General features: G+C 65.0%; 12 protein-coding genes. 8 read left to right on the top strand and 4 right to left on the bottom strand.

Going from position 1 to position 10,958, the window contains the following annotated elements:
* Nucleotides 1–2 precede the first annotated feature (2 nt).
* Together BVC93_RS03155 and BVC93_RS03150 are read right to left on the bottom strand one after the other, a co-directional pair.
* Nucleotides 3–1,121, bottom strand: a complete 1,119-nt coding sequence (locus BVC93_RS03155; RefSeq protein ID WP_083735905.1) for an acyl-CoA dehydrogenase family protein — start codon at nucleotides 1,119–1,121, stop codon at nucleotides 3–5.
* 45 nt (nucleotides 1,122–1,166) lie between these two features.
* Nucleotides 1,167–2,255 (bottom strand): CaiB/BaiF CoA transferase family protein, encoded by a 1,089-nt coding sequence (locus tag BVC93_RS03150; RefSeq protein WP_236950227.1) that lies wholly within the window; start codon nucleotides 2,253–2,255, stop codon nucleotides 1,167–1,169.
* 209 nt (nucleotides 2,256–2,464) lie between these two features.
* Between BVC93_RS03150 and BVC93_RS03145 the strand changes: the two genes are divergently transcribed.
* Together BVC93_RS03145 and BVC93_RS03140 are read left to right on the top strand one after the other, a co-directional pair.
* Entirely contained in the window at nucleotides 2,465–3,940 is a 1,476-nt protein-coding gene (locus tag BVC93_RS03145) for an aldehyde dehydrogenase (NADP(+)) (protein ID WP_083735903.1), read from the top strand.
* Nucleotides 3,941–4,072: 132 nt separating this feature from the next.
* Nucleotides 4,073–4,588 (top strand): acyl-CoA thioesterase, encoded by a 516-nt coding sequence (locus BVC93_RS03140; RefSeq protein ID WP_083740759.1) that lies wholly within the window; start codon nucleotides 4,073–4,075, stop codon nucleotides 4,586–4,588.
* Between the two features lie 108 nt (nucleotides 4,589–4,696).
* Here BVC93_RS03140 and BVC93_RS03135 read toward each other — a convergent pair whose 3' ends face one another.
* The gene (locus BVC93_RS03135) at nucleotides 4,697–5,110 is read right to left on the bottom strand and encodes a TIGR03667 family PPOX class F420-dependent oxidoreductase (RefSeq protein WP_083735902.1); all 414 of its coding nucleotides are present in this window, start codon (nucleotides 5,108–5,110) and stop codon (nucleotides 4,697–4,699) included.
* A gap of 23 nt (nucleotides 5,111–5,133) precedes the next feature.
* Between BVC93_RS03135 and BVC93_RS03130 the strand changes: the two genes are divergently transcribed.
* Nucleotides 5,134–5,775, top strand: a complete 642-nt coding sequence (locus BVC93_RS03130) for a nitroreductase family protein (RefSeq protein WP_083735901.1) — start codon at nucleotides 5,134–5,136, stop codon at nucleotides 5,773–5,775.
* Here BVC93_RS03130 and BVC93_RS03125 read toward each other — a convergent pair whose 3' ends face one another.
* The gene (locus BVC93_RS03125) at nucleotides 5,776–6,240 is read right to left on the bottom strand and encodes a tRNA (cytidine(34)-2'-O)-methyltransferase (RefSeq protein WP_083735900.1); all 465 of its coding nucleotides are present in this window, start codon (nucleotides 6,238–6,240) and stop codon (nucleotides 5,776–5,778) included.
* A gap of 195 nt (nucleotides 6,241–6,435) precedes the next feature.
* Here BVC93_RS03125 and BVC93_RS03120 point away from each other — a divergent pair, with 195 nt between their 5' ends.
* Genes BVC93_RS03120 through BVC93_RS03100 form a run of 5 tightly spaced genes read left to right on the top strand, consistent with a single transcriptional unit; the run spans nucleotide 6,436 to nucleotide 10,943 of the window.
* The gene (locus BVC93_RS03120; protein ID WP_335583110.1) at nucleotides 6,436–9,042 is read left to right on the top strand and encodes a sensor histidine kinase; all 2,607 of its coding nucleotides are present in this window, start codon (nucleotides 6,436–6,438) and stop codon (nucleotides 9,040–9,042) included.
* The gene (locus BVC93_RS03115) at nucleotides 9,039–9,446 is read left to right on the top strand and encodes a roadblock/LC7 domain-containing protein (RefSeq protein ID WP_083735899.1); all 408 of its coding nucleotides are present in this window, start codon (nucleotides 9,039–9,041) and stop codon (nucleotides 9,444–9,446) included. Before BVC93_RS03120 ends, BVC93_RS03115 begins: the two co-directional genes overlap by 4 nt.
* 6 nt (nucleotides 9,447–9,452) lie before the next feature.
* Nucleotides 9,453–9,809 carry a DUF742 domain-containing protein gene (locus BVC93_RS03110; protein WP_083735898.1) on the top strand — a complete coding sequence of 119 codons (357 nt, stop codon included), beginning with the start codon at nucleotides 9,453–9,455 and terminating at the stop codon, nucleotides 9,807–9,809.
* A gap of 22 nt (nucleotides 9,810–9,831) precedes the next feature.
* A complete protein-coding gene (locus BVC93_RS03105; protein ID WP_083740757.1) occupies nucleotides 9,832–10,392 on the top strand; it encodes a GTP-binding protein in 561 nt (186 codons plus the stop codon).
* Nucleotides 10,389–10,943 carry a pentapeptide repeat-containing protein gene (locus BVC93_RS03100; RefSeq protein ID WP_083735897.1) on the top strand — a complete coding sequence of 185 codons (555 nt, stop codon included), beginning with the start codon at nucleotides 10,389–10,391 and terminating at the stop codon, nucleotides 10,941–10,943. Before BVC93_RS03105 ends, BVC93_RS03100 begins: the two co-directional genes overlap by 4 nt.
* The last annotated feature ends 15 nt before the right edge of the window (nucleotides 10,944–10,958 follow it).

Here is a 10,958-nt window from a genome sequence, read left to right as displayed (position 1 = left end):
ACCTACTTTCCGTACACCGACTTGGCAACGAGAAGCCGTTGGATCTGGTTGGTGCCCTCGTAGATCTGAGTGATCTTGGCGTCGCGCATCATTCGCTCGACCGGGTAGTCACGTACGAAGCCGTACCCGCCGTGCAGCTGTACCGCATCAGTGGCCACCGACATCGCATTGTCACTGCAGAGCAACTTCGCCATTGCTGCCTTCGCCCGGGCAGCCGGCTCACCGGCCTCGATGAGCCGGACCGCGTCATAGAGCAGCGAACGGGCCGATTCGATCTTGATTGCCATGTCGGCGACCATGCCCCGCAACATCTGGAAGCGCGCGATGGGCTGCCCGAACTGCTCACGGTCGGTCGTGTATGCAACAGCAGCGTCGAAGGCTCCCTGAGCGATTCCCAGCGCCTGCGCTGCGATGAGGGTACGACTGACGTTCAATTCCGCAGATATGTAGGTCAGCCCTTGGTGCGGATCGTTGACAACACGAACCGCGGGGAGTCGGCAGTCGTCGAGAACCACGTCAGTTGTCGGGCTTCCGCGCATCCCCATCTTCTTCTCGGGTGCTCCGAAGCTGACGCCATTGTCATCCTTGTGCACGATGAAGACACCGAGGCTCTTCTCGCCGGTCTTGGCCAGGACCGCGTACCAGTCGGCCCAGGGCGCGTTGCTGACAAATCGCTTCTGTCCGTTGATTATCCAGTCCGAACCCTGCTGCACTGCTGTAGTGGAGATTGCTGACAGGTCCGATCCCACGAGCGGTTCCGTCATGCACCACGCAGCTCCGGCGGCGCCTGAGGCCACCCCGGGTATCACCAGTTGCTTGAGCTCGTCAGATCCCTGGCTCAATACCGTGGACGTACCTGCCCAGTTGACCAGCAGGACCAGCGCCGAGCTGGCACACGATGCTGCGACTTCTTCTACCGCGATGACCTGCGAGAGAAGATCGGCACCACTTCCGCCGAGACTCTCGGGATGTGCCAGCCCGGGAAGTTCACTGCTGCACAGAGCCGACCACGCTTCGGCGGGAAAACGTTCCTTGTCGTCCACGTCGGCGGAATGCGGCGCGATCTTGGCCTGTGCGAGTTTGCGTATGCTGGCGCGAAATTCGTGATGTTCGGTGCGCATGTACTGCTCCTTGTCTGCGAATTGGTTATGGCGAAACGCGGTGGTTCACAGGGGAGGCCAGCTCAGGCCTGTGACAACCGATGGGGTGCAGGCAACGGCACGGGTGATTACGTCCTCAGGAATCCCGTTGCGGCGCAGTACTTCTTCGGTCTTGCCGCGGGTGTCGGTGTCGCGCCTTGCGGGTCCCCCGGAGAACACGGGAACAACCGGCACCGAATCCAGAGCGAAGTGTGGATCCCTGGCCACAATCTGGTCAAAGGTTGCCAGTTCGTGTGGTTCGAGCACCGGTGTGACGCACGCGTCCACTTCAGCGAACACCGCGGTCCACTGAGCCCTTGTCTTCGTTTCGAACGCCGCGGTCAGCGACTTCTCGATGAGCTCCCAGGTGGACTCGTCATAATGGTGTGGCACCTCACCGAGGTCGAGGGTGGTCCACAACCGTTCGAAGAAAGCCACCTCGAGCGCCCCCACCGCGACGTAGCGACCGTCGGCGCAGCGATAGCAACGGTAGAAAGGCACTGAGCCGGCCAGTACGCCATGCCCGCGTGCTGCCAGGGTCGGCGTCTGCCAATCGGCGAAATTCATTCCCATCATGGACAGCACCCCGTCCACCATGGCGGAGTCGATGTAGCGCCCCCTGCCAGTTCGAGTCCTGTCGAAGAGAGCGCCCAGTATGCCGAATGCCGACAGCAACCCTCCACCGGCGAAATCGGCGACCAAGTTCAGGGGTGGGGTGGGCGGTTGATCCGCCGGCCCGAAGGTGCCGAGCGCACCTGCGACCGCGAGGTAGTTGATGTCATGGCCGGCACGCTGTGCCATCGGTCCGTCCTGTCCGTAACCGGTGACACTGCAGTACACGAGCCCGGGGTTGAGAGCGGATAATTCTGCATAGCCGGCACCCAACTTGGCCGCGACTCCGGGCCGGAATCCTTCCAGGAAGACATCGGCTCTGGAGACGAGCCCGTGCAGGGACCGGCGGCCGGCTTCGGTCTTGAGGTCCAGGGAGATAAACTCCTTTCCCCGCGACAGCGCTGGCACCGGAAGCCCGGATCTACCGCCGCCGATGGCGATCACTTCCGCACCGAGATCCGCGAGCAGCATGCTCGCATACGGTCCGGGCGCCAGACGGGTCATGTCCAGTACCCGAACCCCGGTAAGTGGACCACTATTTGTGGTCATCAGCGTCCTCCAGAGTCGCTCGGTTCCTGTTGCGACGCCAATCCTGACGCTCGTGACCGCACTCACACAATCTCCATATGGAGGTATGGCGTCACCGCAGTTCTCCGACAGACTGAGCTGTCAGAGCCTCCGGCTGCGGAGCCCGGAACTCGACAGGAAGGACAATGGAAGTGACTGCTACACAGATAATTTCAGATATCGGCGGACAGGATTATGAACAAGTTCTCTGCGCCGCCGCGACCGCGGCGGCGCCCTTGGCGAGTATGGACCTGAGTCAGCGAGCACAGGTTCTGCGGTCCGTAGCCGACGCGCTCGACGCGCACCGCGGCGCACTGGTGCCGCTGGCGGCCGCCGATAGTTCACTTCCGCAGGCGCGCCTGGACGGCGAGGTTGCACGCACTACGATGCAACTCCGAATGTTCGCAGAGGTTGTCGCGGAGGGTTCCTGGCTGGAGGCCACGATCGATACCGCCGACGCCGACCTGCTTCCGGTTCCCCGCCCCGATCTACGCCGCATCTTGGTACCCAGCGGTCCCGTCGCGGTGTTCGGGGCCAGCAACTTCCCATTTGCGTTCGGACTTGGTGGCGGTGACACCGCGTCGGCCCTGGCTGCCGGTTGTCCGGTCATCGCGAAGGCACATCCTGCCCAACCTCGACTGACTACCGCCTACGCGCAGGTGATCGACGAGGGGCTTCGCGCCGGCGGCGCCCCGGCCGGCACCTTTGGAGTGCTGCACGGTCTCGACGTCGGTCGTCAACTCGTCACAGATCAGCGCATCACGGCTGTCGGATTCACTGGTTCGACATCGGGCGGCCGGGCACTGGCTGATCTAGCGGCCGGTCGGGCTAACCCCATCCCGTTCTACGGCGAGTTCGGCAGCACCAACCCGGTGTTCGTGACGCCTGCCGCGGCCCGGGAACGACCCGGACACATCGCAGGCCAGTTCCTCGAGTCGGTGTTCCTCGGGGCCGGGCAGTTCTGCACCAAACCCGGCATTCTCTTTGTCCCCGAGACGAGTTCAATTCAGTGGCTCGTCCGTGAAAACCTAGAGGATAATCCTTTTACGCTGTTGCACAGTGGAATACGACGATCCTTCCTCGAAGTGTCTCGGTCGATCATGGAACACAAAGATGTCAGACCTATGTTGTGGCCCGAGCAAGATGGCCGCGATGACAGGGCAGTGCGCCCGGTGATCGCCATGACGAATGCTCGGGCCCTGCAGGACGATGCAGCGGTGCTCGCCCAAGAGTGCTTCGGGCCGTTCGGCTTGATCGTCACCTACACCTCCATCGCTGAACTCCACGCGACGTTGGCCGTCCTGCCGGGGACATTGACATCAACCGTCCACGGGACCGTCGATGACGCCGATGCCGCAGCGCTGCTTGCCGCAGTGGCACGCACGTCGGGGCGCGTCATTTGGAACGGGTGGCCCACCGGCGTAGCGGTCAGCTGGGCCCAGCACCACGGAGGCCCATATCCGGCCACCAACTCTATTCATACATCGGTCGGAGCCAGTGCGATTCGGCGTTGGTTACGACCGCTGACCTACCAGTCGGTACCCGAAGCGCATTTGCCCCCTGCCCTCATCGATGCGAACCCGTGGCGCGTACCGCGCCGCGTCAACGGTCGCTCGTCCTAGGGCTCACTGCCGATGGCAGCAGCTTTCGTCGAGCTGACACCGCAACGGGTCGACGATCATACGACCTCACTCAGCACCGACCTTCCTGCGCTTCAGATCGTCTGGTGGAAGACCACAGACAGGAGTTCAACAATGCTTTCTGGCGGCAGCGACGCCACCTCCTCACGCCCTTCCTCTCTGACGATGACCGTCCTCATGACTCCGGACACAGCGAACTTCTCGGGAAATGTACATGGGGGAGCACTACTGAAAATCCTTGACCAGGTTGCCTACACGTGCGCCAGTCGCTATGCCGGCACCTATGTCGTCACACGTTCGGTCGACCGTGTCCTGTTTCGTGCTGCCATACATGTCGGCGAACTCGTAACGTTCTCTGCTTCAGTGAATTACACGGGGAGCACCTCAATGGAGATCGGCATCAGGGTCGAGACCGAGAACATCCAGGAACGAACCCTGCGCCACACCAACAGTTCGTATTTCACGATGGTTGCCGTCGATGCCAACGGGATGCCGTGCACGGTCGAACCCCTGCCACTTCTGACCGACCTTGCCAAGGCGCGCTTCGAGGCCGCACGCAGGCGACGTCGCGCGGAGAAAATTGCTCTCGCCAGCCCGCACGGAATCCCACCTATGTCTGATGAGGATTGATGCCGGACAGACCCGCCTAATCCGGTGGTTCACCGTGGTTGACTTCAACGATGCCCGCACATCCCGGAAAGGGCTCTGCCACGGGCAAAGTGGCGATGACTTCGAGTCTCAGCCCTCGGTCGGCGTGGTCCACACCCTGTCGACGCTGATCTTGATGCGGGTGCTGTAGGCGGCCATCGAATCAGCCAACCCGATTTTCTCCGCGTACTCGCCGTACTTGGCCCAGTACGGGGCATCGTCGCGGCAGTCGACACCCTCGGCGTCGATGCGTGCGGTACCGCCCACCACGACGATGCCACCGCCCTGGCCGTCGGAATCGAGGTTCAGGCTCACCTGCGGGTGGCGCCGAATGTGGGTCACCTTGGCCGCATTGGGCATGGTGTACACCGACAGTTCGATTCCGTCGAAGTAAAACCAGATCAGGCGTGGCACCGGGAGCCCGGATTTCGCGACGGTGGTCAGCCAGCCAAAATCGTCACTCGTGAGACGTTCGGTCACGTCCGAAGTCAGTTCAGCGGTCATGTCTGCGAATGTAGTCTCCGAGCATGACCCTCAACCTCACTGTCGATGAACTCCTGACCTCTACGCGCTCGGTTCGCAAACGGCTCGACTTCGACAGGCCGGTGCCCCGCGAGGTGCTGCTGGAGTGTCTCGACCTGGCGCTGCAGGCACCTACGGGATCCAATTCCCAGGGGTGGCAGTGGATGTTCGTCGAGGACCCCGAGAAGAAGAAGGCCATCGCCGACGTCTACCGGATAGCCGCGACGCCCTACCTGGAGCAGGAGAAGCCGACCTACGGCGACGTCCGCGACGAGCGCACCCCCAAGGTGGTCGACTCGGCGAAGTACCTCAACGACCACTTCCACGAAGTACCGGTGATGCTGATCCCGTGTCTGGAAGGCCGACCCGACGGGGCGCCCGCGGGGATGAGCGCCGGATTCTGGGGGTCACTGTTGCCGGCCACCTGGAGCTTCATGCTGGCGCTGCGGTCACGGGGCCTCGGCTCGGCGTGGACCACACTGCACCTGATGGGCGACGGCGAGAAGATGGTCGCCGACATTCTCGGCATTCCGTTCGAGAAGTACTCCCAGGGTGGGCTGTTCCCCATCGCCTACACCAAGGGCACCGACTTCAAGAAGGCCAAGCGGCTGCCCGCGGCCGATCTGGCACATTGGGACACCTGGTGACTACACCGCGCCGGTGAAACCGTGCTGGCGCCACGCCTCGTAGACCACCACGGCGGCGGCATTCGACAGGTTCAGCGACCGCCGGCCCGCCAGCATCGGGATCCGCAGTTGCTCGGTGATGTGCGGGTCGGCGAGCGTCTGCTGATCCAGCCCGGTGGGCTCGGGGCCGAACATCAACACATCGTCAGGTCGGTAGGAGACATCGGCGAACGATGTGGTGGCGTGGGCGGTGAACGCGAACACCCGTTGCGGTTGCAGGGCCTGCCACGCCGCGGGCAGCGACGGGTGCACCGTCACCGACGCGAGGTCGTGATAGTCGAGTCCGGCACGTCTGAGTTTGGGCTCGGACAGGTCGAACCCGAGGGGTTCGACCAGATGTAGTTCCGCACCCGTCGCTGCCACCATACGAATGGCGTTTCCCGTGTTGGGTGCGATGCGAGGCGAATAGAACATCAAGCGGAACATCACCCGATGATGTCAGTTCCGTCACGGATTGTTTGCTCGCCGATCGCACTTGGGCGCCATCGCCGCACGTGAGCGGTCTTCCTGTTCAGTCAGAACTGTGCAGTCGCCTTGCATGTCCTGTCATACTTCTCGGATTGCCAGGCGAATTGCGCCCGCGGTGGGCTCACTGACGGGTCGGATTAGCAGGAAAGTCGTATGAACCAGGCGGAAGCACCAACAGGTGGTGGGGCGAATCCGCACGCCGCCATGTTCGATCAGCCGGGGCTGGTTCCGCCCGCCGGGCCCGCCATCCGCAAGCCTGCCCGCTGGTCGTTGAGCAACTGGCCGGTGCGCTGGAAAGTGGTGGCCATCGCGGTGATTCCACTGCTGCTGGCCGCGGTGTTCGGTGGCGTCCGGGTGTATTCCAGCACCGTCGAGGCCCGCGACCTCGCGGTGGCCGCCGACCGCGCCGACCTGGTGCCCGCCGTCAACGACTACATGGTGGCCCTGCAGAACTCGCTGGTGACCAGCGCCTCCGGAGGCGACACCGCCGCCACCGACACGGACTACCAGTCGCGCAGCACCGAACTGCAGGAACGCATCGACACGGTCAACCCGGTGTCCGATGTGCGGCTGGCCGCCACCAATCTGCTGGCGCTGGGCCAGCAGCTGCTTGCCGACGTCCAGACGGGACGTTCGACGCTGCGCGAACAGGTCACCACCTTCTCGCCGCTGCTGCTGACCGCCGAGACAGCGATCACCGGCTCGGTACGGGTGGCCGACGAAACCGTCCGCGTCCACGCCGAGGGACTGGCCCGCGCAGTGGGCGCCCGCGGTCAGATGGCGATGCAGCGGATGCTCGTCGAGGCCGGCGCCAGCCTGCCCGAGCCGGAGTTGCGGTCCTCGATGGTGGCGCTGGCGGGCACTGAACCGTCGACCGTGCGCGGCATGGCCGAACTGCTGGGCGGTTCCTCCGACGACGCCGCGGCGCTGCGCTCCCAGATGGTCAAGCGCCTCGAGATCCTGTCCGACCCCGCCGTCCCGCTGGCGGGCAACCCCGAACTGCTGCAGTCCATCCAGACCACCGACGACATCGCGCAGCGATTGGTGGACGACACCACCACCGACATCATCACCACAGTGCGCGATCAAGCCGCAGATGCGCGCAACGACGCGATCCGCGACGCCGCCGTGGTGCTGGCCGCCATCGTGCTGGTGCTGCTGATCGTCATCCTGGTGGCCCGGTCGCTGACGCGCCCCCTGCGCCTCCTGCGCGACGGCGCCCTGTCCATCGCCCATCAGGACCTGGTCCGCGAGATCGAACGGGTCAAGGCGGGCGACGAGCGTGAACCCGATCCGCTGCCCATCCACACCACCGAGGAGATCGGTCAGGTGGCGCACGCGGTGGACGAGTTGCACGCCCAGGCACTGCTGTTGGCCGGCGACGAGGCGCGGCTGCGGGTGACCGTCAACGACATGTTCGAAACCATGTCGCGACGCAACAAATCGCTTGTCGACCAACAGTTGTCGCTCATCGACTCCCTCGAACGCGACGAAGAGGACCCCGACCGGCTGGCTCACCTGTTCCGGCTCGATCACCTGGCCACCCGCATGCGCCGCAACGGTGCCAACCTGCTGGTGCTCGCGGGCGCGCAGGTCGCGCGAGGTCAGAGTCAGGCGGTGCCGCTGGCGTCGCTCATCGGCGCCGCCACCTCCGAAGTGGAGGAGTACCAGCGTGTCGAGGTGCTCACGGTGCCCGAGTGCTCGGTGACCGGTGCGGTCGCCGGTGACGCGGTGCACCTGCTGGCCGAGCTGATCGACAACGCACTGCGTTATTCGCCGCCCACCGCGCAGGTCCGGGTGGGCGCCGCGCACACCGGCAACGGAGGAGTGCTCGTCGACGTCGAGGACGCCGGCCTCGGTATGACCGAAGGCGACCTGCGGATCTCCAACATGCGGTTGACCGCCGGAGGTGAAGTGAGCCCCGACAGCGCCCGACACATGGGGTTGTTCGTGGTCGGCCGGCTGGCCCGCCAGCACGGGATGAGCGTGCAGTTGCTCGACGGCGACGGCGGTGTCGGCACCAAGGCGCAGCTGTACGTTCCACCGGAGCTTCTCGAGGGTGTCACCGCTGCCCCGGAACCCGAGCCGCAGCCCGAACCGGAACCGGTGCACCAGCAGCCCGAGGCGTCGTCGCTGTTCCACGACCCGGTGCCCGAGCAGGCGGCCGCCACCATCACCCCGTTGCCTCGTCGTACCCCGGGATCCAGCGGCATCACCGGTGAGCCCGTGGAGCAGGTCGAACAGCCCAGCTGGTGGCCGGAGGAGACCGCTGCGCCCAGCGATGTCCCGGCCGACACCTCCGGGTACTTCACGTCACGTAGACGTGCGCAGTGGGAGGCGCAGGAAAACCAGGAGCCCGAACCGGACGACCCCGTCACCGCGCCGCAGGAGGTTCCGCAGACGCGCAGCTCCGATGTGGACCTGATCTATCAGAACATGATGTCCGAATGGCTGGTCGACCCGGCCGATCTGCAGCAGCTCGCCACTCCGCAGGACTGGAAATCGGTGTGGGACAACGGCTGGGCCGCGGCAGCCGACGTCGACAACGTGCCTGTCGAATCGCACACCGACCACGGACTGCCGGTCCGGCAGCCGGGCGCGCGGCTGGTGCCTGGCGGCACCTCCAGCGGCACGCCCGAACAGACCCAGGAACGCGATCCCGACGCCATCCGGGCCTCGCTGGGCAGCCATTTCGGCGGTGTCCACGCCGGACGAACACAGGCGAGCGGCAACACGAACGAAGGGCCCGAACACGAATGACTGCCTCACAGGAGAACCCGCTGGACTGGCTGGTGTCGAAATTCGCCAGGGACATCCCTGGCGTCGCGCACGCGGTGCTGGTCTCCGTCGACGGTCTGCTGATCGCCGCCAGTGCGCATCTACCCGCCGAGCGGGCCGACCAACTGGCCGCCGTGACCTCCGGGCTGGCGAGCCTGGCCGCCGGTGCGGCGCAGCTGTTCGACGGCGGCCGTGTGCTGCAGTCGGTGGTCGAGATGGACCACGGCTACGTACTGATCATGCAGGTGGGCGACGGCAGCCAATTGGCCACCCTGGCCGCGAAGAACTGCGATATCGGACAGGTGGGCTACGAGATGGCACTGCTGGCCGAACGTGTGGGTGGCGTCGTCTCCGCGACCCGCCGCCAGGCCACGCAGACCTCGTGAGCCGAGATGGAGCCCAGCGACCCCTACCGTGAGGCCAGTCTGGTCAGGCCGTACACGCTGACCTCGGGGCGCACCCGCACCTCGGTCGACCTGCCACTGGCGGCGCCCATCCAGGCGGTGAGCGCACACCGGTGGCCTTCGGCCGACCTGCGCGGACGGATCGTCGATCTGTGTGTCGACAGCCCGTCGGTGGCCGAGATCGCCGCCCGGCTCGATGTTGCACTCGGTGTTGCCCGTGTCCTCGTCGGTGATCTGGTGACTTCGGGTTACCTTCAAGTACAGACGACGTTGACCGACGCTTCCAGCGCCGACGAACGTCGGGAATTGATCGGAAGGACGTTGCGTGGACTCCGTGCCCTCTGAGAAGGGTCGCTTCGCGACAGGTATCTCCGGCGCGCGCGACGCGGCGTCCACCAAGATCGTCATCGCCGGCGGGTTCGGCGTGGGCAAGACCACCTTCGTGGGTGCCGTCTCGGAGATCATGCCGCTGCGAACCGAGGCCATGGTGACCAACGTGTCTGCCGGCGTCGACGAACTGGAGGCCACCCCGGCGAAGTCCACCACCACGGTGGCGATGGACTTCGGCCGCATCACCCTCGGTGAGGACTTGGTGCTGTACCTGTTCGGGACACCGGGGCAGCGTCGCTTCTGGTTCATGTGGGACGACCTGGTGCACGGCGCCATCGGGGCGATCGTGTTGGTGGACACCCAGCGACTGCAGGACAGCTTCGCCGCCGTCGACTTCTTCGAAGACCGCAAGATCCCGTTCATCGTCGCCGTCAACGAGTTCGACGGCGCCCAACGGTTCGCGGTCGAGGAGGTGCGTGCCGCGCTGGCCCTGGCCGAGCGCATCCCGGTGATCACCGTCGATGCCCGCAGCCGCGATTCCGCGAAGGACGCCTTGATCGCGGTCAGTGAGTACGCGCTGGAGTCCTTGACTGCGTGACTGACGCCTGGGTTGATCGGGAGTTCATCGAGCACGACTTTCGCGACGAGGACCTCGTCGGATTGTGTACCGAGCGGGCGGTGTTCACCGACTGTGATTTCAGCGGCGTGAACTTCGCCGAGTCCGAGCACATCGGGTCGGCTTTTCGGAATTGCCGCTTCGATCGCACGTCGCTGTGGCACAGCACCTTCCGCAACTGCAGCCTGATGGGCTCGGTGTTCTCGGACTGCCGGATGCGCCCGATCACGTTCGACGAGGTGGACTTCACCCTGGCCGTGCTGGCCGGCGCTGATCTGCGTGAAGTGGACCTGACCGGGTGCCGGCTGCGTGAGGCCGGGCTGGTGGAGACCGATCTGCGCAAAGCGGTACTGCGAAATGCCGACCTGTCCGGTGCCCGGGTACGTGGCTTGAAGCTGGACTCCGCCGACCTGCGTGGTGCGCGGGTGGATCCCGACCTGTGGACGCTGGCGTCGCTGCGTGGGTCGCGCATCGACCTGCCGCAGGCATTGGCGTTCGCCGCCGCGCACGGATTGGACGTGCACGGGGAGTGAAGGTTCCGCAGGAGT

The organism is Mycobacterium sp. MS1601 (genome assembly GCF_001984215.1).
Lineage (GTDB): Bacteria > Actinomycetota > Actinomycetes > Mycobacteriales > Mycobacteriaceae > Mycobacterium.
Note: the sequence above shows the minus strand (reverse complement) of the source record. Positions and strands in the feature narration are given on the sequence as shown.